Source organism: Microbacterium sp. F2 (assembly GCF_052274505.1).
In the GTDB taxonomy this organism is placed as follows: domain Bacteria; phylum Actinomycetota; class Actinomycetes; order Actinomycetales; family Microbacteriaceae; genus Microbacterium.
This window is the reverse complement of the sequence record NZ_JBNVBV010000001.1, coordinates 489,874-512,989: the sequence shown is the minus strand read 5'-3', so window position 1 is coordinate 512,989 and position 23,116 is coordinate 489,874. Positions and strand designations below refer to the sequence as shown.

The window sequence follows — 23,116 nt, the reverse complement described above, 5'->3', positions numbered from 1 at the left end:
AGGCATCGCGTTCGGGGAGCGAGATCACGTGCGCGCGGTGAGGTCGCGCCAGGCCCGGAGGGCAGCAGCCATCTCGGCGTGCTTCTTGCTGGTCCCGACGCCCTCAGCGCGGTGATCACCGACGACCACGATCGCGGTGAAGCGGCGGTCATGATCGGGCCCCGTCGATGAGACCTCATACGCCGGCGGGGCAACGCTACGACGGGCAGCAAGCTCCTGCAGCGCCGTCTTGGGATCGACGGCGGCTCCGTAGCGGTCTGGATCGGACAGCAGCGGCTCGATCAGGCGAAGAACGAGGTCGGATGCCGCATCCGGGCCCGCCGACAGATAGGTGGCCCCGAAGACGGCTTCCATGGTGTCGGCCAAGATCGAGTCCTTCTCCCGGCCTCCGGTCTGCTCCTCGCCTCTCCCGAGCTTGACGTACGCGCCGAGATCGATGCCGCGGGCAACCTCTGCCAGCGCGACGGTCGACACCACGGCTGCGCGCCGCTTGGCGAGCGAACCCTCGTCGAGTTCGGGATGCGCGCGGAACAGCCGCACGGTCACGGCCTGGCCGAGCACGGAGTCGCCGAGGAACTCGAGCCGTTCGTTGTGGGGCACTCCGCCGTTCTCGTAGGCCCAGGACCGGTGGGTCAGTGCCAGCGCGAGAAGCTCGGGGTCGATGTCGACCCCGAGCTTCTGCGCGAGTTCAGCGGACTCGCGAGTCGTCACGTCGCTGCGACGCTCAGACGTCGGCGACCTTGCGGCCCTTGTATTCGAGGAACAGCTCGGTGCCCTGCGAGTCGGTGACGACCTTCGCCTGGTGCGGACGGCTGTAGACGGTCTTGCCGTTCTCGACGGTCTTGACGAGGGTGGGCGCATCGGCCTTCCACTGCGCACGGCGCGAGCGGGTGTTCGAACGCGAGACCTTGCGCTTCGGGGGGTTACCAGCCATTGTTCAGCTCTTCTCTTTCTTCTCGGCAGCCACTCACGCGCGTGCGTCGTGGTCGCCGTGGTCTGTGGTGTCGTCCTGGGTGGTGTAGCCCTGGAGCGCCGCCCACCGGGAATCGATGGGTTCGCTCGCGGGCGAACCGGTGCTCTCGGTCAGTCGCTCACCCGTGACCGGATCAAGGCCGGGGCAATCCGGCTGACACACCGGCTGAAATGGAAGCGACAGGACTACCGCATCCCTGACCAGAGTTTCAAGATCCACGTGGTCGTCTTGAACCTCGAAGTCAGTTTCTTCCTGCCCAGGATACGCGAAAAGCTCCTGGAACGCGACGCGGACGCCTTCGGCGACCTCATTGAGGCACCGTCCGCACACGCCGGTGTACTCGGTGTCGACCTCGCCGGTGGCGAGGATCCCCTCGTGCACGCTCTCCACCCGGACATCAAGAACGATCGGTTCGCCCTCCGCGACCGAGACCAACCCTTCGCCCCACTTCTGCGGCGCCGGGATCTCGAGGGAGAACTCTCGCATCTCGCCGGGACGGTGCGTGATGTCACGGACGGGGACCACGAACGGTCCGGAGTGCTGCCTACTCACGGGGGACCATGCTACCCGCGTGAGAGGGAACGGGCTCGATGACGGCTCAGAGGTCGTGGCCGCCGGTGTGCAGGAATCGAGCGACCGCGGGCGGTACGTACGCCGAGACGTCACCGCCGAGGGCTGCTACCTGTCGCACAAGCGAGCTCGACACCATCGCGTGCGACGGATCGGGCAGCAAGAAGACGGTCTCCACGTCCGCGAGATCGCGGTTCACGACGGCCATGGGCACTTCGTAGACGACATCAGCCTGCGAGCGAATGCCCTTCACGAGAACTCCGGCATTGACATCGCGCGCGTAGTCCACGAGCAGCCCCACACTCCAGGAGGCAACGACAACGCTGCCCTCGATGTCGGCCTCGGCGATGGATTGCTCCAGCAGTGACAGCCGCTGCGCAAGCGGCAGCATCGCCTCTTTGCCCGGGTTGTGAACGACAACAACGTGCAACTGGTCGTAGAGTCGCGCCGCACGGCGGATGACGTCGAGGTGACCCCGCGTCGGCGGATCGAAGGAACCCGGAACCACGGCGATCCGACTGTTCATGCCTCCACCCTATCGGGGGTCAGCATCAGTTCTTGGCGAGAGCCGCACGCTCCTGCTGACCAACCCGCCGTTCGATCTCGTCCGAAAGCGGACGGTGAGACAGCAACGCCGGATCGGCCGCGAGGATGTCTTCAGCAGCCGCCCGGGCGCGGGCGATGAGGTCGGCATCCGTCACGACGCGCAGGAGGCGCAGCGACGACCTCGCGCCGGACTGCGCTGCGCCCAGCACGTCCCCCTCGCCGCGCAGTTCGAGATCGACTTCGGCGAGGGCGAACCCATCGAGGGTCGCCGCCACAGCCTCCACGCGCGCACGCCCCGACGTTCCCTGCTCGCTCTCGGTGACGAGCAGACACAGTCCGGGCACAGAGCCCCGGCCGACCCGGCCGCGAAGCTGGTGCAGCTGAGACACGCCGAAGCGGTCGGCCTCGAGGATCACCATCGTCGAGGCATTCGGAACGTCCACACCCACCTCGACGACGGTGGTGGCGACAAGAACGTCGATGCGCCCTGCGGCGAAGGCCTGCATGACGGCATCCTTCTGTTCCGCGGGCATCTTGCCGTGGAGGATCTCGACCGAGAGGTTCTCGAAAGCCGGATGCCGCGACAGCAGTTCGGCGACCTGGACAACGCCCCAGCGCGTCTTGCGCGACGATTCCTCTGCCGTAGCTTCGGCAGCGTCGGTCGCGGGAACATCGGCGACCTCGTCTGCTGCTGGCTTGCCCGCCGCGGAGGCATCGATTGAGGGGCACACGACGAAGGCCTGACGACCCTGGGCTACCTCTTCGGCCACGCGCTCCCACACGCGCGCAAACCACGCGGGACGGTCGGCTATCGGCGCAACGAATGATTCGATACCAGCGCGACCCGCGGGCATCGAGCGGATCGTGGAGACGTCGAGATCACCAAAAACCGTCATCGCAACGGTCCGGGGAATCGGCGTCGCGGTGAGCACGAGCGCGTGCGGCGTCGTCCCCTTCGCTCGCAGCGCCTCACGCTGGTCGACACCGAACCGGTGCTGCTCGTCAACGACGACCAGTCCGAGGTCAGCGAAGGTTGTCGCGTCGCTCAGGAGCGCGTGCGTGCCAACGACAATGCGAGACTGCCCGGATGCGACGCGCAGCGCCGCCCGACGGCGCTCGGCCGCCGTCAACTGACCAGTCAGCAGCGTCGGCATGAGCTCGACCGCCAGGTCGGGCCCGAGCATCCGCGCGATCGAGCGCAGATGCTGCGAAGCGAGCACCTCGGTCGGAGCGATGAGAGCGGACTGTCCGCCGCTCTGGGCTACTTGCAGCATTGCACGCAACGCAACGAGCGTCTTGCCCGACCCGACCTCGCCCTGGACGAGGCGGTTCATGGGCCACTCGCCCACCAGGTCGCGGGAGATCTCATCGCCGACCGATACCTGATCGGGCGTGCGAGTGAACGGTAACGCTGCGTCGAAACGTTCGAGCAGCGCGCCTGGCTCTCGCGGCGTCGCCGACATCGCCCGGACGAACTGGCGTTGCTGCAAGAGCGCGGTCTGCAGCACGAGCGCCTCATGCCAGCGCAGGGTCTGCCGAGCGGGCTCAACCTGATCCGGGAAGTCGGGCCGGTGAATGCGATCGAAAGCCATGCGATACGACAGCAGACCGTGAGCCCGCCGCAGATCTTCGGGAAGAGGCTCAGGCAGATCGTCGAGCCCGTCGAGAACCATCCCCACGAACTTCGCGATCTGCCAGCTCGCCAGTGACGCCGTGGCCGGGTAGATCGGTACGGGAAGGTTCGCTGTGGCTTCGGCCGTCGCCCTCGCGCGGTCCTCGTCGTCGAACAGCTCATAGTCGGGGTGGGCGAGCTGCAGCGACCTGCGGTACTCCCCAACTTTGCCTGCAAACACCCCGCGCCTGCCGGGTGTCAGCTCTTTCATCCGCCACGACTGATTGAAAAAGGTCAGGGTGAGTTCCCCGTTGCCGTCACTGATCACGACCTCGAGCAGAGATCCCCGGCGGTTCTGCATCCGCCGCTCGGAGGCCCGGCGAACCTCAGCGACGATCGTGACAGGTTCACCGATGGGCAGGGACGCAATGGGGGTGAGTTCTCCCCGTCGCGCGTAACGACGAGGGTAATGCTCGAGCAGGTCACCCACCGTTCGCATCCCGAAAGCACGCTCGAGAGCCTTGGCCGTCTTGCCGCCAAGCGCGCCATCCAGCCGCGACGACAGCGTGAGGGCGACCATGCTCCTGAGTTTAGGCAGAGCATCCGACGCGCGGATGCCGAGGCTGCGCCCGCGGCGGCGCTGTGCCGGTTTGTACAGTGGACGGGTGACACGGATCATCGCGGGCGCCGCCGGCTCCCTGACCCTCGAGGTTCCGGGAAGGGGCACGCGACCGACCAGCGACCGGGTCCGCGAATCGATCTTCGGCTCGCTCGATGCCGCTGACGCCATCGCCGGTGCCCGGGTGCTCGACCTCTATGCCGGGTCGGGGGCGCTGGGGCTGGAGGCCCTCAGTCGGGGCGCGACATCCGTCGACCTCGTCGAGAAATCTCCGCGGGCGGCGAGCGTCATCGAACGCAACGCGCAGCGTGTGCGGCGCGCTGCCGGCGGAACATACCGCGTGCATCGAACCTCTGCGGATGCCTACCTCGCGGCCGTGCGCGAACCGTATGCGCTGGTCTTCATCGATCCGCCGTACGACCTGGGCGAGGAGGACCTCGCCCAGGTTCTGCGACTGCTCGTCCCTTCGCTCGCTCCGGACGCCATCGTCGTGACCGAGCGTGCCGCGCGTTCCCCCGAGCCTGTGCTTCCTACCGGACTCATGCTCGAACGCCAACGCCGGTACGGTGACACGGCAGTCTGGTGGCTCCGGTGCGTGGCAAGCGTCGCTGACGCGGACGATCAGCCGAGCGACGCATCCCAGTCGCGATAGGGATCCCACCCGCCGTTGCTCTCATAGCGGGCACCGTCGACCAGGACCGGAGCCTCCCCGCGCTCACGGACCACCCCGATGATCCGGAAGCCGTCGGGTACGGCATCCGTCGTCGGGAAGGTCGCCAAGAGGCCGTGGTCCTCACCGCCGGAGAGGGCGTCGTCGGGGTGCGGGCCGAGCGCATCCCGGTGCAGGTCAAGGGTGACACCGGATGCCGCCGCCATGCGCCCGGCGTCAAGGACGAGGCCGTCCGACAGATCCATCATGGCCGACGCACCCGCGATCGCGGCCCTCACCCCGTCGGCGATGTGCGGTGAAGGCCGAAGCTGCGCGTCGAGCTCCCGCGCCTCCTCGGCCGTGAGACCCGCCCGGTCTACCGCGATCGGGTTGCCGGCGGCATCCCGGAAGCGGTCGAAGAGGAGGCGCAAGCCGCGAGCTGCATCTCCGAGACCTCCCGTGGCGGCGACGATGTCTCCGACCCGTGCGCCCGATCGACGCACCGCAGGGCGACCCTCGAGGGTGCCGAGCGCGGTCACGGCGACGGTGAGCACGTCAGACACCGTCAGATCACCGCCCTCCACGACGCAACCCGGTGCTAGTTCGTCGCACCCGGCGCGAAGCCCCCGGGCAAGGTCGACGACAAAAGAAAGCCGAGTGGCGTCTGGCATCGCGAGCGCGACCAGAAGCGATGTCGGGCGCGCGCCCATCGCCGCGATATCGGCGAGATTGACCGCCGCGGCCTTCCACCCGAGGTCGAAGCCGCTCGACCAGGCGAGGCGAAAGTCCGGACCGTGCACGAGCGTGTCAACCGTCGCGACGACACGTCCGTCAGCCGCGGTCAGCACGGCTGCGTCATCCCCCGGCCCCACCTCTGCCGCAGACGGACCCAGCTCACGCAGGATGGCAGAGAGAATCTCGCCCTCCGAGAGCTCACCGACCCAGGGATCCTGCATCGCTCCACGCTACCGCGGCGGTAGATTGGACCAATGCCACTCGCCCGCCGCGCCTCCGCCGCGGCGGTGCTGTGCACGACGAGCCTCCTCGTGCTCGCTGCCTGCAGCACGACGGTGTCGATGCAGCCGGCGCCCGATGCGAACAACCCGCATTGCGCTGATGTGACAGTCCGGTTCCCTCAGACGCTCGATGGTTTCGAGCGCCGGTGGACGGATGCTCAGTCCACCGGCGCCTGGGGCGAGGGCGGCAAGAGCAACATTCTTGTGTCTTGCGGCGTCGCAGTTCCCGGCCCGACGACCCTCCCGTGCTCGACCCTGAGCGGTGTCGACTGGATCGTCGACGACACCGACGCGCCGTATTACCGGCTCACGTCGTTCGGCACCGATCCTGCCGTCGAGGTCTACCTTGACAGCGACACGGTATCGAGCGCCGAGGTCCTCGACACGCTTGGGAACATCATCGTCGACACACTCCCCGTGAACGGTCTCGAGTGCACTGACCAGGTCAGCAGCTCCTCACCCACAGACGGGTGAGCGCGGCACGACTATCGTCGCGGGGCTATCACCGGCGCGCCAGCGCGGTGTCGAGAAGATCGCTGATCAACTCGGCGTACGTCATCCCCGAGGCGATCCAACACTTCGGGAACATCGAGATCGGTGTGAAGCCGGGCATCGTATTCAACTCGTTGACGTAGATCCCAGCCGAAGTAAGGAAGAAGTCGACGCGCGCGAGTCCCCGCCCGCCGACGGCATCGAAGGCGCGGATCGCCGCTGCCTGCAAGGCAGCGATCTCATCATCCGTGAGCACGGCAGGACACACGACCTCGGCTCCGTCACCGCCGAGGTACTTGCCCTCGAAGTCGTAGAACTCGCGTGTGGTCAACACGATCTCGCCGGGCAGCGACGCACGCGCCGGCGCGGAGCCCGGCGTCTCGAGCACGGCGACCTCGATCTCGCGCCCGACGATCGCGGTCTCAACGAGCGCCTTGTCATCCTCGGCGAGCGCCAGCTCGACGGCGGCGTCGAATTCGTCCCAGTCGTGCACCTTGGAGACACCGACGCTCGAGCCGGCCCGCGACGGCTTGACGAAGTTCGGCACGCCGAGCGTGCGAGCAGCCTGCCGCGCGGCATCCGGATCCGAAGCCCAAGAATCGCGCGTGATCGTGATCCACGGCGCGACTGTCACACCGGATGCCTGCAGCACGATCTTCATGAAGTGCTTGTCCATGCACAGCGCCGAATCCAACACGCCGCCTCCCGCGTATGGGATGCCGAGGGTGTCGAGAAAACCCTGAACTGTGCCATCCTCGCCGTGGACTCCGTGCAGGATCGGCAGGACCACGTCGAGGGAGCCGAGTGTGTCAACAGTGCCGTCTGCGCGGCGCACGCGGAGCACGCGGTCGGCGCCACCTTCGGGCCAGAGCACGCGGGTGCCGTTGTCGCTCACCTCGGGAAGGTGCGCGGCATCGAGGGCGAACTTGTCAGGGTCGTCCTCTTCGAGGACAAAGACGCCGTCGCGGGTGATGCCGACCGGGATGACGCGGAAGCGCTCACGGTCGAGTGCCCGCAGCACCCCTCCCGCCGTGACGGAGCTGATCGAGTGCTCGCTGGAGCGACCGCCAAACAGCACCGCCACCGTCGCCTGTGCCATTCTGCGTCCTCTCGCCCTGGGGTTCGTCGTCGTCCGTTGTGAGGTGCGGCGCGATGTCCTTGGGGTTCATCGTGCCGTCCAGAACCATCTTCACCTGCTCGACGATGGGCATGTGGATGCCCGCCTCCGCGGCAAGTGCCAAGACGGGGGCAACGGAGGCAAGACCTTCGGCGGTCTGCTCCATCTGCTTCACCACGTCCTGGAAGCTGTATCCCTGACCGAGAAGACGGCCGGCTGTGTTGTTCCGGCTGAGCGGGGACTGGCATGTGGCGATCAGATCACCGAGCCCCGCGAGTCCCTGGAGGGTCGCGGGGTGCGCGCCCTGAGCGACGGCGAAGTCCGTCATCTCGACGAGGCCACGCGTGATGATCGAGGCCTTCGTGTTCTCGCCGTAACCGACGCCATCCACGATTCCGATCGCGACGGCGATCAGGTTCTTGAGAACGCCGCCGAATTCTGTGCCCACGACATCCGTGTTCACGAACGTCCGGAAATACGAGTTGCGGGCGCGCCGGGCGACGGCATCCGCTGTCTCCTGGCTGCTGGATGCGATGACCGCCGCTGTGGGCTGCTCCTTCGCGATCTCCAGGGCCAGGTTGGGGCCGGATGCGACGGCGATGAGGTCGGGATCGCATCGCAGTTCCTGCTCGATCACCTGACTCATCCGCAGGCCGGTCTTGCGTTCGACGCCTTTCATGAGCGATACGACGGGAATGCCGGCGTCGGCAAGGAGGGGACGGATTGTCTTGAGATTCTGACGAAGCGCCTGGCTCGGCACTGACAGATAGATCTGCTCTGCTCCCGCGAGCGCCTCCTCCAGCCGGGACGTCGCTGTCATGGAACGAGGAAGATTGATGCCCGGGAGGTAGTGGCTGTTGCGCTTGGCCTCGGTGATCTCGGCGGCAAGTTCAGGGCGCCGAGCCCACATCGTGACCTGGGCGCCACCGTCGGCGAGGATCTTGCCGAACGTGGTCCCCCAACTACCAGCACCGACCACCGTCACCCGGGGACGTACGGCATCCGCTTTACGACTCAAGGCGCCCGGTCTCCTTCTGCCCGTGGGAGGCCGGATCCCAGCGCTCGGCGGGCGGAGTCTGTTCGCGCAGCACGCCCTCGAGACGAGCAATCTCGGCCATCAGGAGGTCGGTCGCTGCGACAAGGGCGGATGCCTCGCGGGTGCGTCCCACGAACGCCGAGAGATCCAGCGGGTCTCCCACGAGAACGCGCACACGCTTGCGCAGCGGCCACAGGCTCAGCTTGCCGTAGCGCGGCAGGATGCGTTGCACCCCCCAGTGGGCGACAGGAATGAGCGGGATATCACCCTCCAAGGCCAGCCGTACGGCACCGGTCTTTCCACGCATGGGCCACAGGTCGGGGTCCCGGGTGAGGCTGCCCTCGGGGTAGACGATCACCCCGCGACCCTCTTCCACGAGATGCTCCGCCTGAGCCATGGTCTGCTTGGCAGAGCCTGCGGACGACGCCCGCGCAACCGGGATCATGCCCGTTGCACGAAGGATCGCACCGAGGACAGGAATTCGGAACAGGCTCTCCTTCGCCATGAAGCGCGGCGCACGTCCCATCCCCCACACCGCTCGCGCGACGATGATCGGGTCGAACTCACTCAAGTGGTTCGGCGCGAGGACGAAGGCACCCTTGCGGGGCAGCTTGTGGCCGTCATCGATGTCCACCCGCGCCACGATTCCCAGCAACGGCACCACTATCGCTGCCAGCGGCCAGAAGACGCTGGGCCGCGTCTTCTCCGAGGAGGCTCGCGGTTTGGGGTCGCCCATATCAGCCGACGATATCGAAATCTGCGCCGAGTGCCGAAAGCTTGGTGAAGAGCTTCTCGTACCCGCGGCTCAGGATCCCGACGCCGCGGACGGTTGACTCTCCGTCGGCAGCAAGGGCTGCGATCAGGTGGCTGTATCCGCCGCGAAGGTCAGGTACGACGACGTCGGCGCCGTGGAGCGGCGTGGGGCCGGTCACGACGGCAGCCTGCTCCAGGGCGCGCCGTGGAACGCGACGGTACGGCGCGTCCAGGCCATCGCGGTGCACGACGATGCTGGCGCCCATCTTGTTCAAGGCGTCGGTGAACCCGAACCGGTTCTCATACACCGTTTCGTGCACGACCGACTCGCCTTCCGCCTGCGTGAGCGCGACGATGAGCGGCTGCTGCCAGTCGGTCATGAACCCGGGGTGCACGTCGGTCTCGACGATGACCGGCTTGAGGGGTCCACCGCGGCGGAACTGGATGCCGTCCTCGCGCACATCGAACCAGCCACCAGCCTTGCGGTAGATGTTCAAGAAGGTCAGCATCTCCTGCTGCTTCGCACCCTCGACGAAGATGTCACCGTCGGTCGCGAGTGCCGCGGACGCCCAGGACGCTGCTTCGTTGCGGTCGAAGATGCAGCGGTGGTCGTATCCCGTGAGCGCATCGACACCCTCGATGAGGATGACGCGGTTGGGCTCGTAGGAGATGATCGCGCCCATCTTCTGCAGCACGGCGATGAGATCCATGATCTCGGGCTCGATTGCCGCACCCCGAAGCTCGGTCACTCCAGCGGCGCGAACGGCGGTCAACAACACCTGTTCGGTCGCGCCGACGCTCGGGTAAGGCAGCTCGATGTTCGCGCCGTGCAGCCCCTCCGGCGCCGAGAGACGGATGCCGGTCGGCAACTTCTCGACGACGGCACCGAACTGGCGGAGTGCGTCCAGGTGGAAGTTGATCGGACGGTCGCCGATGCGGCATCCGCCAAGGTCGGGGATGAACGCCTCACCGAGCAGGTGCAGCAGCGGGCCGCAGAACAGGATCGGAATACGGGAAGCACCGGCGTGAGCGTCGATCTCTTCCATGTGGGCCGACACGGCATCCGTCGGGTCGAGCTCGAGCGAGCCCGGCTCTGCCCCGTCCGTGACCTTCACCCCGTGGACTTCGAGCAGGGAACGGACGACCCGGACGTCGCTGATCTGCGGCACATCACGCAGGGTGCTCGGCGAGTCGCCGAGTAGGGATGCCACCATCGCCTTGGTCGCGAGATTCTTCGCGCCCGTGACGGTCACCCGTCCGCGCAGCGGGCGCCCGCCGCGTACCAGCAGCACCTCGCCCGTCGGTTCGGCAGCTGCCGCCTGCGCGGCTTCGTCGCTCAGAAGCGTCTTCATCCGGGATGGACCTCACTTATATCTCGGCACCGCGAGACCGATCGGGTCTGCTGATGCCTCGGTAGTCGGCTACGGAACGGGGAGGGTTCGCGGCCGCCAGGATGCGCGGCGCGACTCGAACTGGGTGATCGCTTCTTCGTTTCGCAGTGTGAGCCCGATATCGTCGAGCCCCTCCAGGAGCCGCCATCTAGTGTAATCGTCGATGTCGAAAGCGACCTGAAGGTCACCGATCGTCGCGGTGCGCGCCTCGAGATCAACGGTCATCTGCACACCCGGGTCGGCATCGATCACGTCCCAGATCGCCTCGAGATCGCTCTCGCTGATGACGCCGGTGAGCAAGCCCTGCTTGCCCGAGTTGCCGCGGAAGATATCCGCGAACTTGGGGCTGAGCACCACGCGGAAGCCGTAGTCACGCAGCGCCCAGACGGCGTGCTCGCGGCTGGATCCGGTGCCGAAGTCGGGGCCGGCGACGAGGATGGAGGCGGTTGCGAAGGTCGGCTGGTTCAGGATGAACTCGGGGTCCTGACGCCAGTTGGCGAACAACGCATCCTCGAAGCCGGTCTTCGTAACGCGCTTGAGGTAGACGGCGGGGATGATCTGGTCAGTGTCGACGGCCGAGCGCTTCAGTGGAGCGACGACACCGGTGTGAGTGACGAACTTGTCCATGTCAGGCCTCCGCTCCACTAGTCACGACCGAATCGCTGGTCTCAATCGGGTCGAGATCGCTCGGGCTCGACAGCGTGCCTCGCACTGCGGTCGCCGCCGCGACCAGGGGCGACACCAGGTGGGTGCGCCCGCCCTTGCCCTGGCGACCTTCGAAGTTCCGATTGGAGGTCGACGCGCACCGCTCACCGGGAGCCAGCTGGTCGGGGTTCATGCCCAGGCACATCGAGCACCCGGCGAACCGCCACTCTGCGCCGAACTCGGTGAAGACCTTGTCGAGGCCCTCGGCCTCTGCCTCAAGCCGGACCCGGGCAGACCCAGGAACGACCATGACCCGCACGTTCTCGGCCTTCGTGCGCCCCTTGATGATCGACGCGAACGCGCGCAGGTCTTCGATGCGGCTGTTGGTGCACGAGCCCATGAACACGGCATCCACCGGAACCTCCTTCAGAGGCGTCCCGGGAACCAGGTCCATGTACTCGATGGCGCGCTCCGCGGCGGCACGCTCGTTCGGGTCGCTGAACGACTCGGGCGAGGGGACCCTGTCCCTGAGTGACACACCCTGACCGGGGTTGGTCCCCCAGGTGACGAACGGCTCGAGCTCGTTCGCGTCGATGAAGACCTCGGCGTCGTAGACGGCCCCCTCGTCGCTCGGGAGCGTGCGCCAATAGGCGACGGCATCCTCCCAGTCCTGGCCCTTCGGGGCGTGAGGGCGTCCTTCGAGGTACGCGAAAGTGGTCTCGTCGGGTGCGACCATTCCTGCGCGGGCGCCGGCCTCGATCGACATGTTGCAGATCGTCATCCGGCCCTCCATCGAGAGCGACCGGATGGCGGAGCCGCGGAACTCCAGGACGTAGCCCTGGCCTCCGTTGGTGCCGATCTTCGCGATCACGGCCAGGATGATGTCCTTGGCCGTCACGCCGGGCTTGAGCTCACCCTCGACCGTAATCGCCATCGTCTTGAAGGGCTTGAGCGGCAGCGTCTGGGTCGCGAGCACGTGCTCGACCTCGCTCGTGCCGATGCCGAACGCCATGGCACCGAAAGCGCCGTGGGTCGAGGTGTGGGAGTCGCCGCAGACGACAGTGATGCCGGGCATCGTCAGGCCGAGCTGCGGACCGACGACGTGAACGATGCCCTGTTCCTTGTCGCCGAGCGAATGCAGGCGCACCCCGAACTCTTCGGCGTTGCGACGCAGGGTTTCGATCTGGGTGCGGCTGGTGAGATCCGCGATCGGCTTGTCGATGTCGAGCGTCGGCGTGTTGTGGTCTTCGGTCGCGATCGTGAGATCAAGACGGCGCACCGGGCGACCCTCGGCTCGCAGACCATCGAAGGCCTGCGGGCTCGTGACCTCGTGCACCAGGTGCAGATCGATGTAGATCAGGTCGGGCTGGCCGTTCTCGCCCTTCACGACCAGGTGGTCGTCCCATACCTTTTCAGCCAAGGTACGGGGGTGATCGGGAATGCCGACGTCAATGGATTCGCTCATGAGCTCTTTCGTTCCAGGAAAGTGTGGTTCAAGCCCGCGACGAAACTCCGCGACGGGGATGGCCTGAGAACTAGGACCCGTCGCGGCCGCTAAGAAGGAGGCGAGCGATCCGCATTCGCTCAGACTACCACCGGTGTCAGGCGCGCTCGTCGGGCGGATCGGTCGGTGCGGGAGCGTCCACCGTCGAGGGTGTGCCCTTCTCCTGCGCGACGACGGATGCCGCATCCGCCGCGCCGGCAGCGTGGACCTGAGCCTCAGCTCGACGCTCGCGAGAAGAAGCCAGGAGGCTTGCGACGGTGGCGACGACCATCGAAATCACGATCACGCCGAGTGACATGAGCGTCGAGATCTCAGGAGCCCAGTCGATCGGCTCTCCCCCGTTGATGAACGGGAGCTCGTTCACGTGCATCGCGTGAAGGAACAGCTTCACACCGATGAAGGCAAGGATGAACGCGATGCCGTAATGCAGGTAACGGAGGCGGTCAAGCAGATCGCCGAGCAAGAAGTAGAGCTGGCGCAGCCCCATGAGAGCGAAGATGTTCGCGGTGAACACGATGAAGGCGCTCTGGGTGATGCCGAAGATCGCGGGGATCGAATCGATCGCGAAGATGAGGTCGGTCACGCCGATCGCGACGAACACGATGATCATCGGCGTGAACATCTTCTTGCCATCGACCACGGTGCGGATCTTCGCGCCGTCATAGTGGTCGCTGATGTCGACAGTGCGTCGCACCAACCGAACGATGAAGTTCTCTTTCTTCACGTCTTCGTCATGCTCCCCGCCAGGGAAGGCCTGCCGGTACGCGGTCCACACGAGGAACGCGCCGAAGATGTAGAAGACCCAACTGAAGTTCTCGATGATCGCGGCACCGGCGAGGATGAACAGGCCCCGCAGGATGAGGGCGATGATGATGCCCACCATCAGCACTTCCTGCTGATACCGGCGGGGCACCGCGAACTGGCTCATGATCAGGACGAAGACGAACAGGTTGTCGATCGACAGGCTGTACTCGGTGAGCCACCCGGCGACGAACTGTCCGGCGTACTCACCACCGGCTATCAGCCACATCACCCCCGCGAAGATCAAAGCGAGGGTCACGTAGAAGACCACCCAGAGCGTCGATTCACGCGTCGACGGAATGTGGGGGCGCTTGAGGATGATGAGGAGGTCAGCGAGCAAGATCAGCGTCAGAACGACGAGAGATCCGATCTCGAACCAGAGCGGGAGGGTCAGATCCACGAGGGCCTTTCACAGCAAGCGGGCAGGTGCGTGCACCGAAAGTCTCTCCCCCGCCGCGTGGCGGTGCGCGCCCGGGGCCGCCGGCCCGTGATGACGAACGCGCAAGATCGGGATACTCCCTCTCGCTCCCCCAGGATAGCGGTGCCCCAGCGATCCAATAGGCGCGCACAAAACCGCGGCGGCGAAGCTGCACGGTCGAAACGACAGTGGTGCAGCATCCGAATGGATGCCGCACCACTGCGCTGACGGTCCCGCTGGCGGGCGCTGACCGTCAGTCTGGGACGCCGGACGCGCTCCCTCTCGGGGAGGCGGCGGGGAGCAGCCCTTCCGTCCCGCTGGCTCCGTCGGCCGCGGCCGGCGGTACCTCTTGGAGCGCGGAATCTGCGCCCTCAGGTTCTTGGGTGCCTGTCTCGAGGGTCGAGCGCAGCGGAACCTCCTTGATGAAGGCCACGATGACAAGACCCGCTAGGACCATCGGGATCAACATCGCGAACACCGGGGTGAGAGCGTCGTTGTACGCACCGACGATGACCTCGCGGACCTGATCGGGCAGCGCATTGACTGCTGCAGGCGTAAAGGAGTTCGCATCTCCCGTTCCCGTACCTGCGGTCATCCGCTCCGTGAGCAGTTCGGTCAGGCGCGAGGTGAAGATTGCGCCCACGACGGCGCCGCCCAGCGACGCGCCGATCTCGCGGAAGAAGTTGTTCGAGGCTGTCGCTGTTCCCACTTGGGAGTCGGGGAAGGAGTTCTGCACCACGAGGATGAGGATCTGCATCGACAGACCGATTCCCGCACCGATGACGAACAGGTACGACATCAGCACCCATAGCGGCGTGTCGACGGTGAGCGTGGACAGAAGCCAGAGCCCGACCGCAATCACGATCATGCTCGCGATCGGCATCCACTTGTAGCGCCCGGTCTTGGAGGCAAGGAAGCCGGTTGTAATCGCGCTCGCCATGAGGCCCGCGATCATCGGCAGCATCATGAAGCCCGAGACCGTGGCGTTGACGCCGGTCACCATCTGCAGATAGGTCGGCAGGTAGGCGAGTGTTCCGAACATGGCAACACCGATGAACAGCCCGGCCGAGGTCGCGAGCACGAAGTTACGGGAGCGGAACAGCGAAAGCGGGATGATCGGCTCGGCAGCCTTGTATTCGGCCAGCACGAACAGTGCCGCGAAGATGACGGCGGTAGCGATCAGCCACAGGATGGTCGGCGAGTTCCAGTCGTACTCGGTGCCGCCCCACGAGGCGACCAGAATGATCGAGGTCACCGCGACAGCCATCGTGAGCGTGCCCCACACATCGAATCTGACCCTCACAGAATGCCGCGGGAGCTTCAGGAATACCGCTGCGAGCGCAATCGCGATCAGACCCAGCGGGACGTTGATCCAAAACGCCCACCGCCACCCGACACTCTCGGTGAACCATCCGCCCAGCAGCGGCCCGGCGATAGAGGAGATACCGAAGACAGCGCCCATGACGCCCATGTACTTCGAGCGCTCGCGGACGGGCACCACGTCGGCGATGATCGCCTGCGAGAGGATCATGAGCCCACCGCCGCCGATCCCCTGCACGGTGCGACCGATGATGAGCCAGGTCATGTCCTGTGCGGCACCGCCGACGATCGATCCGAGAACGAACACCGACAGAGCGCCGATGAACAGCCCCTTCCGGCCGATGAGGTCGCCGAGCTTGCCATAGATCGGCATCATGATCGTCGCGGCCACCAGGTACCCGGTCGTCACCCACAGCATGTGGTTCACACCGTCGAGTTCGCCGACGATCGTGGGCAACGCCGTCGAGAAGATGGTCTGGTCCAGCGACGACAGCAGCATGGCCACGAGCAGGCCAGCGAACACGAGCAAAACGCGGCGCTTGTCGGTAGCCGCGGAAGCCTCCTCGACGACCGAATCGTCGAGAGCCACAGTCATTTCCGTCACACAACGATCATTCGCCGAATGCCGCTGTGGCGCGTCCCGCAGCCGCGGCATCTTCGCGTACCGCGATCGCGGTACGCGAAGTCACTCCCCCGGCGTCAACAGCCCGGACTCGTAGGCGAGGATGACGAGCTGAGCGCGATCGTGAGCCTGTACCTTCGTCATGATGCGGTTCACATGGGTCTTGGCAGTGAGCGCCCGCGTCGCCGCCGGGGAGAGCAGCGCGTCGCCCACGTGAACCGAGCGCACCGCCCGCACAATGTCCTCGGGCTCTGCGCCCTTTCCCACGAAGGCGCTCGCACCGGCGCGAAGCGCCGAGATGAGGTTCTCGTCCTCCTCGAAGGTCGTCAGGACGAGAACCTTGGTCTGCGCGAGTGTGGGGTCCGAACAGATCTGGGCGGTCGCCGCGATCCCGTCGAGCTCAGGCATCCGGATATCCATCACAATGACATCCGGATGCAGCGTGCTGGCGAGTCTGACGGCCTCGAGCCCGTTGGAGGCTTGACCGACGACCGTGATGTCGTCGTGGGTGTCCAAGATGTCGACCACCGCCTGGCGAACCAGGGATTGGTCGTCCATGACCACGACAGCCGTCATTGCGTATCCTCCCGGCTCAGCGGCAATCGCGCCTCGACCTTCCAGCCGGCGGTTGCTGGGCCCGCGCTGACGGTACCGCGCACCGATGCCACGCGTTCCCGGAGTCCGACAAGACCGAGGCCCGAACCTGCAGCGTCGCGCCCACGCGCGGTGCCGGTATCCATCGGGTTGGACACGGTGACGACGACGGCATCCTTACCGACGTGCACGAGCACGTGCGCGCGGTGCTCGGTCCCGTGCTTGTGCGCGTTGGTCAGCGCCTCCTGAATCACGCGATAGGCCACGTGGCTCACCGCACCCGAGACGCGGGCCGGGTCGCCCTCGATGCGCGTGTGTACCTCGAGGCCGGATGCCGTGAACTGGTGCACGAGCTCGTCGAGGTGGTCGAGTCCGCCCTGGGGTCGGGATGTCGAATCAGCCGCGCCGTCGGCCCGCAGCATCGTCATGAGGTCGCCGATCTCGGCAAGAACGGTGCGCGCCGCAGCGCGAATCGTGGCCAGAGATTCCTTCGCCTTGTCGGGGCGCATATCAACCGCCGAGGATGCCACACCTGCGTTGAGACTGATCACCGCGATCTGGTGCGCGACAGCGTCGTGCAGATCGCGGGCGATCCGCAGACGCTCCTCGCTCACCCGACGGCTGGCTTCGGCTTCCCGCGTTCGTTCAGCCCGCTCGGCTCGCTCCTGGATCGCCGCGATATACGCACGTCGAGATCGCGCGCCATCACCCGCAGCTGTGCCGAGCGCGACGATGAGTCCGAACTGCAAGATGCGGGGATCGACGATGCTCCCCACCGAGCCGAGAAACGCCAGCAGGACGATAGCGGCTGTCGCGCACGCCCCCACCGTAAAGCCCCGACGCCTACTGACTCGCGCGGCGACATGGAACACGGCGGCAGCCAGAGCCACCGCGATTCCCGGCGAGAGCGTGCCAGCGAGCGCCGCAGCCGTTCACGCTCTTCAGCCTCGAAGCTGCCTTCCTCGGATTCCTCGGCAGCGCGATCGGTGCCGTCATCGCGATGATCGTCGGAACAGGAGTCAGCGGCGCGCTATCGACATCGCTGCTCGCCGATCTGCCGGGACTGACGCTGATCGCCTTCGATCCTGCGTCGATCGCAACGATCATCATCCTCGTCATGGCGATCGCCTTCCTCTCCGGAACGCTTCCGGCCGCCCGTGCGGCCCGGGCCGACCCTGTGGATTCGCTGCGGTACGAGTAATCACCGCGCAGGAGGGGCATCCGGTCATCGATCGGGTGCCCCTCCTGTCGTTTCCCCATCTCGAAGACCCGTGAGACGAATCGCCGGATGCCGACACTGACGGTGTGAGAGACAATGAGGCGCGCCGACTCGCGGTGCGATACAGGGGAACCGATGACCGATTCAGTGACCACGGGAGACGCCGAACTCGTCGCCCGAGCCGCAGGCGGCAGCGAACAGGCGTTCCGACAGCTGTATCGCGCCTACGTTCGGCCCGTGTATTGGATCGCGCACCGGCTCCTGGGCGATCCCTCGGATGCCGAGGATGTCGTGCAGGAGACCTTCGTCGTCGCCTGGCGGAAGCTCCCGGAGCTCGACCTCGCGTCGGACTCGCTGCTGCCGTGGCTGGCAACCATCTGCCGATTCCAGTCGGCGAACCGGATGCGCGCGCAGCGAAGGGACCGCGAACAGGCGGGAGCGGTGGCAGATGACACCATCCCGGCGACGGTGAATGTCGAGCAGCAGATGATCGACGAGGAGTACCTTCGCCTGATCGCTGCCGAGATCGCGACCCTCTCCGACACTGACCGCGAGATCCTGCGGCTGTGTGCGGCGGAAGGTTACGCCTACAGTGCCGCGGCCGAGCAGCTCGGCATCCCGCACGGAGCTGTTCGCAACCGTCTCTCCCGCATCCGCACGCGTTTGCGGACCGTTGCCAAGGAGAGCACATGAACACCGACAATCCCCAGAGTTCCACCGCGGACCGACTCCCTCTCCTGGATGACGAGCGCGTCGCTGTTATCGAAGATGGGGTCTTCACGACCATCGAAAGTGAGCGCGCGGCATCCGTTCGGCGCTCTGTGGCTCGTGGCCGAGTGTGGATGGCGGGTGCGGCCGCGGCTGCGGTCGTGGCCGTCGCCGCCATCATCGCGCCGACCGTTCTCAGCGGGCTGAGCACGAATGAGAGCGGAGCGGCGGGCCTCATGCCCGCAGATATGCCCGTGGACGGCGGCATGTCGGGAAGTGAGATCGCACTCACTGACGGAGCGGTCGTCGACGGCTCGGGCGGTGGGAAGGCAATGGATTCCGCCATCGGCGAGTCCGGTCGTTCGATCATCGCCTCGTCGTCCGCCACCGTCGTGGTCGACGACGTTCGTGCCGCGGCTGACCAGATCGCGACCGCCGCCGACGGGCGCGGCGGGTACGTCGAATCGATGAGCATCGGGTCCGGTTACACGGGGATGCCCGTCGATCTGGCCGACCCGACCGTCGCCGTCACGAACGGGTGGATCACCGTGCGTATTCCCGCCGATGAGCTTGCCGACGCGATGGCCGACCTGGAGCAGGTGGGCGAGGTGACCGCATCCTCGATCGACCGATTCGATGTCACCGACCAGGTGGTCGACCTGCAGGCACGTGTGGATGCCGCGCAGGCATCCGTCGACCGCCTGCTCGAGCTGATGGGGCAGGCAGGGTCGGTTTCGGACCTGATCGCCGCCGAGTCGGCTCTCGCCGAGCGGCAGGCAACCCTCGAGTCCTACCAGCAGCAGCTCGAATCGCTCGAGGATCAGGTCGCGATGTCGTCGCTGAACGTGTCGCTCACCGTGCGCCACGAGGCGGTCGACGCAAACCCCGCCGGCTTCTGGGATGGCCTCGTCGCCGGCTGGAACGGCCTGGTCGCAACGCTCAACGGCATCGTCGTCGCGCTCGGCTTCCTCATCCCCTGGATTGCGGTGGTCGCTGTCATCGGCGGAGCGGTCTGGGGGATCATCGTGCTCGTGCGCCGGCGGCGCCGCCCCTCCGCTGAGGAGTGAGCTCGGGACGGTCGCCAGCACTCAGCGCGTGGGCCAGACCCACGCAGGCGCGTCAAGCGAGCCCTGACCCTGAACCTGCGTCTCACCGCCTGACTTCTCGAGCGTGTGTACCGTCGCGCCAGAGTTGGCCAGCGCGTCAACGAGCGGCTTCGAGTGGGAGACCACGATGATCTGGGAACGGGCTGCCGCATCCACGAGCATCGCCGCAAGTGGCTCGAGGATGCTGGGATGCAGGCTGGTCTCCGGTTCGTTGACGGCGATGAGGCTCGCGGGCCTCGTGCTCATGAGTGCTGCGACCCACACGAGGTAGCGCAGCGTCCCGTCCGACAGCTCGGGCGCAGACAGGGGCCGCAGCATCCCCGGCTGTCGCAGCGAGAGCTCGAAACGCCCCGCGTGGTCAGTGATCGACAGGCGACTGCCGGGAAGTGCGAGCTCAATCGCTGCGTCGAGCGCATCGGCATCCCCCTGCTCCCGGATGGTCTGCAGCGCGGAGGCGAGGTCGCTCCCGTCGGATGCCAGGATCGGGGTGCGTGTCCCGATAGCGGGCCGCCGAGCGGGAGCATCCGCGTCGGTACGGACCGCGTCATAGAAACGCCAGTCGCGTAGGCCGGAGCGAAGCCCCAAGACTTCGGGTGCGGCCTCGATGTCGCCGAACTCCGCCAACATGCTCTCCCACGGAGCGAGTGGTCGCTGCACCATGTGCCAACCGGCGTCGGTACGGATGCGGTAGATCGCGCCGCGTCGCTCGCAGATGAGGGAGCCGTTACGAAGAACAGGCCCACCCCAGACGGCCTCTGCCTTGATCTCGGGGTCTGCGCCGAACATCGTCGGGGCCGGGATCGGGATGCCAAGATCCATCGCGTAACCGAAACCCGCGGCATCCGACCCGTAACCCAGCCGCAGCGCGATCGGTCCTTTCCGCACCGTGCCCTGCACGGGACCGCTCGTCGGCGCGCCGGACTCGGGTCCCGCCCATAACGTTCCGGGAAAGCCACCTTCAGCGGCAAGGGCACGGATGGCGCCTTCCCTGGCCGCAGCTCCCAGAAGTCGCAACGACCGATACAGGCTCGACTTTCCGCTCCCGTTCGCGCCGGTCACAACTGTCAGCGGCGAGAGCGGCAGGACCAGACTCCGGATGGAGCGGTAGCCGTCGATCGCCAGTGTGGTCAGCACAGCCGCCAGCCTACGTCGGTGCTCGGACACCTTTCGGCAGCACCCGGATGCTTCGCCTGACCTACCCGAGGTAGGAGGAATCCTGGGCGTAGGACGCTTGAGCGCTCAAACGTCCTACGCCTGCGATTTCGCCTACATTCGTGGGCTACCCCGCAGCGTCTCCGCCGCGCGGGTCGGCGGTCCGAACGCACGAAAGCCCGGTACGAGACCGGGCTTTCGTGCGTTGGTGACCCCAGCGGGATTCTCCCCGCCGCCACTCCGCGAGCCGCTGCGCGCCTCGCGGAGCCTCCGGCGGCGTGGGCCCAACCCGGATAAGTTGCGAGACAACAACAGGCATCCCGAACACACGAAAGCCCGGTACGAGACCGGGCTTTCGTGTGTTGGTGACCCCAGCGGGATTCGAACCCGCGTTACCGCCGTGAGAGGGGAATAGGCTCCCCCGGAACTGCGTGCCCGACCCGGTTCTGCCCTGTGTTTACTGGGGTTCCGCGTGCGTCGAGTGCGTCGCGGAAAGTCCTGTCGTCAGCGTTCGTTGCCAAAATGTTGCCACGTTTGCGCCCCTCCAGAGGCGGGTAATCCTGGTGCCTCTGCGCGCCTGCCGAGTGTGCCGAGTAGCGAACTCACGTTCCCGCGCCTGACCCGCTCTACCAGCTTGCGGGGTCGTGGCGGATGCCGCAACACCACGTCGCTGCGCTCGGATGTTGCACCCTCCGTCCCGACCCGCGAACAGCAGGGAGCGGGTCCGGGGCGGGAGCGGACCGGGGAGGTAGAATGAGCAACGACGAAGCAGAGGTGATCCCATGAGCGTGACGATTCCGAGCGCGATCCCGGCCGAGTCCCTGCGCGCCTGGTACGACGACGAGCCCCGCGTGAGCGATGTGGCCCTCTACGACATGACCGCCCAGGGCGCGACCACCCTGGCCTCCGTCCTGATCGAACGGCAGCTCGCCACGACCGACGAGCGCGAGCGCGAGTATTGGGCCGCGCGGGTGCGCCTGGTGAACCAGCAGCGCACGGCGCTGGACCCCGACGACCGGCTCGGGCTGATCGCCCAGCAGCAGGCATGGCTCGATGAGATCGACGCCCTGACCGGCCAGGCGAGCCGCCGGATCGCGTGACCGAACCCGTCGCCTCCGACGAGGCGCGGCTGCGGCAGGTGTTCGACGCCACCGCGCGGCAGGCGATCTTCCCGCCGGTCCCGACCGGCGACCGGCTCCTGGTACTGCTCGGCGGCCAGCCCGCCGCGGGCAAGACGAGGGCGCAGGCGGCGATCCTCGCGGAGCACCCCGAGCTGGTGTCCATCACCGGGGATGACCTGCGCGCCTACCACCCCGGCTACCGGGATCTCGCGGTGAACGACCCGCTGGCGATGCCGGCCGCGACCGCGCCAACCTCCAGCGGGCTCATCCGCCTCGCCCTGGACCATGCGATCGAGCACGGCTACCCGGTGCTGCTGGAAGGCACCTTCCGCGATCCAGCGATGGTCATCGACACCGCGGCCCGGTTCGCGGAGGCCGGTTACCGGGTCGAGGTCGTCGCCGTCGCCATGCCCGCCCCGGTGTCGCGCCTGGCCGCGGAAGAACGGTTCCTGCGCGCCCGGCGCGGCGAGGTCGGCCGCTGGACCCCGCCCGAGGCGCACGAGACGGCGCTGGCCGGCTCACCCGAGGTCGTGGCCGCGCTGGAGGCCCTGCCCGCCGTCGCCCGCATCCAGGTCTACACCCGCGACCGCCGCCTCTACGACAACCGCCGCACCGAATCCGGCGCATGGGAGCACGAGCCCCACGCGGCCGAGGTGCTGCGCAGCGAGCAGACCCGAGAGCTCACCCCGGTCGAGGCCGTTGCCTGGCTCGCGGACTACGGCGCCGTATTCGGCGCCGCTCACGCCCGGCGCGGCTACCTCAGTCCGAGGACCGCGTCGGCCTACCGGCGGCTGCAAGACGACGCCGCCCGCATGATCGAGCTGGCCGCCTCCGACCCCAGTGCCGACGTGCGGGCGCTGGAAGAGCAGCAGACCCACCGCCGGATCGCACTGAAGGTCGCCGTGCCCGAGCCGCCGGGGATCGTCGGACGGATCGGGCAGACCCTTCGGCGCTCACTCCCGCCCTATCGTCCAGCTCCGTCGCGTGACGCGCCCGGTAACGAACCACCGAGCATCGGACGCTGAGAAGACGCCTATCGTTCCCCCACTCACGACGACGACGTGGGAGTAGAACTGTTCGACACCCCTGTCCCCGCCGGATCACGAAAGCACGTTCTGGCCCGTAAAACACG

Annotated in this window: 23 protein-coding genes and 1 pseudogene; 7 read left to right on the top strand and 17 right to left on the bottom strand. The window is 66.8% G+C overall.

Annotated elements, in window-relative coordinates; all coding sequences use genetic code 11:
* Positions 1 to 24 precede the first annotated feature (24 nt).
* The 5 genes from rnc to ACQVDU_RS02545 form a co-directional block, all read right to left on the bottom strand.
* A complete protein-coding gene (gene rnc, locus ACQVDU_RS02565; protein WP_331791520.1) occupies positions 25 to 711 on the bottom strand; it encodes a ribonuclease III in 687 nt (228 codons plus the stop codon).
* Positions 712 to 724: 13 nt separating this feature from the next.
* A complete protein-coding gene (gene rpmF / locus ACQVDU_RS02560) occupies positions 725 to 934 on the bottom strand; it encodes a 50S ribosomal protein L32 (RefSeq protein ID WP_195691641.1) in 210 nt (69 codons plus the stop codon).
* 33 nt (positions 935 to 967) lie between these two features.
* Positions 968 to 1,459, bottom strand: coding sequence for a YceD family protein (locus ACQVDU_RS02555; protein WP_300591203.1), 492 nt, complete (start codon positions 1,457 to 1,459; stop codon positions 968 to 970).
* Between the two features lie 112 nt (positions 1,460 to 1,571).
* Entirely contained in the window at positions 1,572 to 2,069 is a 498-nt protein-coding gene (gene coaD, locus ACQVDU_RS02550; RefSeq protein WP_292712420.1) for a pantetheine-phosphate adenylyltransferase, read from the bottom strand.
* 25 nt (positions 2,070 to 2,094) lie between these two features.
* Positions 2,095 to 4,281: an ATP-dependent DNA helicase RecG gene (locus tag ACQVDU_RS02545; protein WP_300591191.1), complete on the bottom strand. Its 2,187-nt coding sequence runs from the start codon at positions 4,279 to 4,281 to the stop codon at positions 2,095 to 2,097.
* An 85-nt stretch (positions 4,282 to 4,366) separates the two neighbouring features.
* On the opposite strand from ACQVDU_RS02545, the gene rsmD reads away from it, so the two are divergent.
* Complete coding sequence (rsmD, locus tag ACQVDU_RS02540; protein ID WP_300591190.1) at positions 4,367 to 4,972, top strand: 16S rRNA (guanine(966)-N(2))-methyltransferase RsmD; 606 nt, start codon at positions 4,367 to 4,369, stop codon at positions 4,970 to 4,972.
* Here the strand turns inward: rsmD and thiL are convergent.
* On the bottom strand, positions 4,942 to 5,925 hold the full coding sequence (thiL, locus tag ACQVDU_RS02535; RefSeq protein WP_443476182.1) for a thiamine-phosphate kinase: 984 nt from the start codon (positions 5,923 to 5,925) through the stop codon (positions 4,942 to 4,944). The genes rsmD and thiL overlap by 31 nt on opposite strands.
* Before the next feature lie 33 nt (positions 5,926 to 5,958).
* On the opposite strand from thiL, the gene ACQVDU_RS02530 reads away from it, so the two are divergent.
* Positions 5,959 to 6,459: a DUF3515 family protein gene (locus ACQVDU_RS02530; RefSeq protein WP_300592585.1), complete on the top strand. Its 501-nt coding sequence runs from the start codon at positions 5,959 to 5,961 to the stop codon at positions 6,457 to 6,459.
* 28 nt (positions 6,460 to 6,487) lie between these two features.
* On the opposite strand, the gene ACQVDU_RS02525 is transcribed toward ACQVDU_RS02530, so the two are convergent.
* From ACQVDU_RS02525 to ACQVDU_RS02480, 10 genes are all read right to left on the bottom strand, one after another.
* Positions 6,488 to 7,576 carry a D-alanine--D-alanine ligase family protein gene (locus tag ACQVDU_RS02525; protein WP_300592587.1) on the bottom strand — a complete coding sequence of 363 codons (1,089 nt, stop codon included), beginning with the start codon at positions 7,574 to 7,576 and terminating at the stop codon, positions 6,488 to 6,490.
* Positions 7,476 to 8,612: an NAD(P)H-dependent glycerol-3-phosphate dehydrogenase gene (locus tag ACQVDU_RS02520; RefSeq protein ID WP_300592589.1), complete on the bottom strand. Its 1,137-nt coding sequence runs from the start codon at positions 8,610 to 8,612 to the stop codon at positions 7,476 to 7,478. Before ACQVDU_RS02520 ends, ACQVDU_RS02525 begins: the two co-directional genes overlap by 101 nt.
* Positions 8,602 to 9,366: a lysophospholipid acyltransferase family protein gene (locus tag ACQVDU_RS02515; protein ID WP_300592591.1), complete on the bottom strand. Its 765-nt coding sequence runs from the start codon at positions 9,364 to 9,366 to the stop codon at positions 8,602 to 8,604. Before ACQVDU_RS02515 ends, ACQVDU_RS02520 begins: the two co-directional genes overlap by 11 nt.
* A 1-nt stretch (position 9,367) precedes the next feature.
* Positions 9,368 to 10,735 (bottom strand): UDP-N-acetylglucosamine 1-carboxyvinyltransferase, encoded by a 1,368-nt coding sequence (murA, locus tag ACQVDU_RS02510; RefSeq protein WP_300592593.1) that lies wholly within the window; start codon positions 10,733 to 10,735, stop codon positions 9,368 to 9,370.
* Positions 10,736 to 10,804: 69 nt separating this feature from the next.
* The gene (gene leuD / locus ACQVDU_RS02505) at positions 10,805 to 11,401 is read right to left on the bottom strand and encodes a 3-isopropylmalate dehydratase small subunit (RefSeq protein WP_443476181.1); all 597 of its coding nucleotides are present in this window, start codon (positions 11,399 to 11,401) and stop codon (positions 10,805 to 10,807) included.
* 1 nt (position 11,402) lies between these two features.
* Positions 11,403 to 12,884 carry a 3-isopropylmalate dehydratase large subunit gene (gene leuC / locus ACQVDU_RS02500; protein WP_443476180.1) on the bottom strand — a complete coding sequence of 494 codons (1,482 nt, stop codon included), beginning with the start codon at positions 12,882 to 12,884 and terminating at the stop codon, positions 11,403 to 11,405.
* Between the two features lie 136 nt (positions 12,885 to 13,020).
* A complete protein-coding gene (locus ACQVDU_RS02495; protein WP_300590789.1) occupies positions 13,021 to 14,124 on the bottom strand; it encodes a TerC family protein in 1,104 nt (367 codons plus the stop codon).
* Positions 14,125 to 14,395: 271 nt separating this feature from the next.
* Positions 14,396 to 16,057, bottom strand: a complete 1,662-nt coding sequence (locus ACQVDU_RS02490) for an MDR family MFS transporter (protein WP_292712456.1) — start codon at positions 16,055 to 16,057, stop codon at positions 14,396 to 14,398.
* Between the two features lie 90 nt (positions 16,058 to 16,147).
* Positions 16,148 to 16,660, bottom strand: a complete 513-nt coding sequence (locus ACQVDU_RS02485; RefSeq protein WP_443476179.1) for a response regulator — start codon at positions 16,658 to 16,660, stop codon at positions 16,148 to 16,150.
* Positions 16,657 to 17,568 carry a sensor histidine kinase gene (locus ACQVDU_RS02480; RefSeq protein WP_292712445.1) on the bottom strand — a complete coding sequence of 304 codons (912 nt, stop codon included), beginning with the start codon at positions 17,566 to 17,568 and terminating at the stop codon, positions 16,657 to 16,659. Before ACQVDU_RS02480 ends, ACQVDU_RS02485 begins: the two co-directional genes overlap by 4 nt.
* Positions 17,569 to 17,624: 56 nt before the next feature.
* Between ACQVDU_RS02480 and ACQVDU_RS02475 the strand changes: the two are divergent.
* From ACQVDU_RS02475 to ACQVDU_RS02465, 3 genes and pseudogenes are all read left to right on the top strand, one after another.
* Positions 17,625 to 17,879: pseudogene (locus ACQVDU_RS02475) on the top strand (FtsX-like permease family protein); the annotation flags it as partial.
* A gap of 153 nt (positions 17,880 to 18,032) precedes the next feature.
* Positions 18,033 to 18,590 (top strand): RNA polymerase sigma factor, encoded by a 558-nt coding sequence (locus tag ACQVDU_RS02470; protein ID WP_292712447.1) that lies wholly within the window; start codon positions 18,033 to 18,035, stop codon positions 18,588 to 18,590.
* Positions 18,587 to 19,672, top strand: coding sequence for a DUF4349 domain-containing protein (locus tag ACQVDU_RS02465; RefSeq protein WP_292712449.1), 1,086 nt, complete (start codon positions 18,587 to 18,589; stop codon positions 19,670 to 19,672). Before ACQVDU_RS02470 ends, ACQVDU_RS02465 begins: the two co-directional genes overlap by 4 nt.
* Positions 19,673 to 19,693: 21 nt before the next feature.
* On the opposite strand, the gene ACQVDU_RS02460 is transcribed toward ACQVDU_RS02465, so the two are convergent.
* Positions 19,694 to 20,845 carry an AAA family ATPase gene (locus ACQVDU_RS02460; protein ID WP_292712450.1) on the bottom strand — a complete coding sequence of 384 codons (1,152 nt, stop codon included), beginning with the start codon at positions 20,843 to 20,845 and terminating at the stop codon, positions 19,694 to 19,696.
* Between the two features lie 800 nt (positions 20,846 to 21,645).
* On the opposite strand from ACQVDU_RS02460, the gene ACQVDU_RS02455 reads away from it, so the two are divergent.
* Entirely contained in the window at positions 21,646 to 21,963 is a 318-nt protein-coding gene (locus ACQVDU_RS02455; RefSeq protein ID WP_195691657.1) for a hypothetical protein, read from the top strand.
* On the top strand, positions 21,960 to 23,009 hold the full coding sequence (locus tag ACQVDU_RS02450; RefSeq protein ID WP_195691658.1) for a zeta toxin family protein: 1,050 nt from the start codon (positions 21,960 to 21,962) through the stop codon (positions 23,007 to 23,009). Before ACQVDU_RS02455 ends, ACQVDU_RS02450 begins: the two co-directional genes overlap by 4 nt.
* Positions 23,010 to 23,116: the final 107 nt, after the last annotated feature.

What these genes read in the sequence shown, in the direction of transcription:
- ACQVDU_RS02465 (WP_292712449.1), top strand. Translation starts at nt 18,587, where the DNA reads ATGAACACCGACAATCCCCAGAGTTCCACCGCGGACCGACTCCCTCTC.
- ACQVDU_RS02530 (WP_300592585.1), top strand. Translation starts at nt 5,959, where the DNA reads ATGCCACTCGCCCGCCGCGCCTCCGCCGCGGCGGTGCTGTGCACGACG.
- ACQVDU_RS02490 (WP_292712456.1), bottom strand. Translation starts at nt 16,057, where the DNA reads ATGACTGTGGCTCTCGACGATTCGGTCGTCGAGGAGGCTTCCGCGGCT.
- ACQVDU_RS02525 (WP_300592587.1), bottom strand. Translation starts at nt 7,576, where the DNA reads ATGGCACAGGCGACGGTGGCGGTGCTGTTTGGCGGTCGCTCCAGCGAG.
- leuD (WP_443476181.1), bottom strand. Translation starts at nt 11,401, where the DNA reads ATGGACAAGTTCGTCACTCACACCGGTGTCGTCGCTCCACTGAAGCGC.
- ACQVDU_RS02555 (WP_300591203.1), bottom strand. Translation starts at nt 1,459, where the DNA reads ATGCGAGAGTTCTCCCTCGAGATCCCGGCGCCGCAGAAGTGGGGCGAA.
- ACQVDU_RS02455 (WP_195691657.1), top strand. Translation starts at nt 21,646, where the DNA reads ATGAGCGTGACGATTCCGAGCGCGATCCCGGCCGAGTCCCTGCGCGCC.
- ACQVDU_RS02545 (WP_300591191.1), bottom strand. Translation starts at nt 4,281, where the DNA reads ATGGTCGCCCTCACGCTGTCGTCGCGGCTGGATGGCGCGCTTGGCGGC.
- ACQVDU_RS02515 (WP_300592591.1), bottom strand. Translation starts at nt 9,366, where the DNA reads ATGGGCGACCCCAAACCGCGAGCCTCCTCGGAGAAGACGCGGCCCAGC.
- rpmF (WP_195691641.1), bottom strand. Translation starts at nt 934, where the DNA reads ATGGCTGGTAACCCCCCGAAGCGCAAGGTCTCGCGTTCGAACACCCGC.
- murA (WP_300592593.1), bottom strand. Translation starts at nt 10,735, where the DNA reads ATGAAGACGCTTCTGAGCGACGAAGCCGCGCAGGCGGCAGCTGCCGAA.
- thiL (WP_443476182.1), bottom strand. Translation starts at nt 5,925, where the DNA reads ATGCAGGATCCCTGGGTCGGTGAGCTCTCGGAGGGCGAGATTCTCTCT.
- coaD (WP_292712420.1), bottom strand. Translation starts at nt 2,069, where the DNA reads ATGAACAGTCGGATCGCCGTGGTTCCGGGTTCCTTCGATCCGCCGACG.
- leuC (WP_443476180.1), bottom strand. Translation starts at nt 12,884, where the DNA reads ATGAGCGAATCCATTGACGTCGGCATTCCCGATCACCCCCGTACCTTG.
- ACQVDU_RS02485 (WP_443476179.1), bottom strand. Translation starts at nt 16,660, where the DNA reads ATGACGGCTGTCGTGGTCATGGACGACCAATCCCTGGTTCGCCAGGCG.
- ACQVDU_RS02470 (WP_292712447.1), top strand. Translation starts at nt 18,033, where the DNA reads ATGACCGATTCAGTGACCACGGGAGACGCCGAACTCGTCGCCCGAGCC.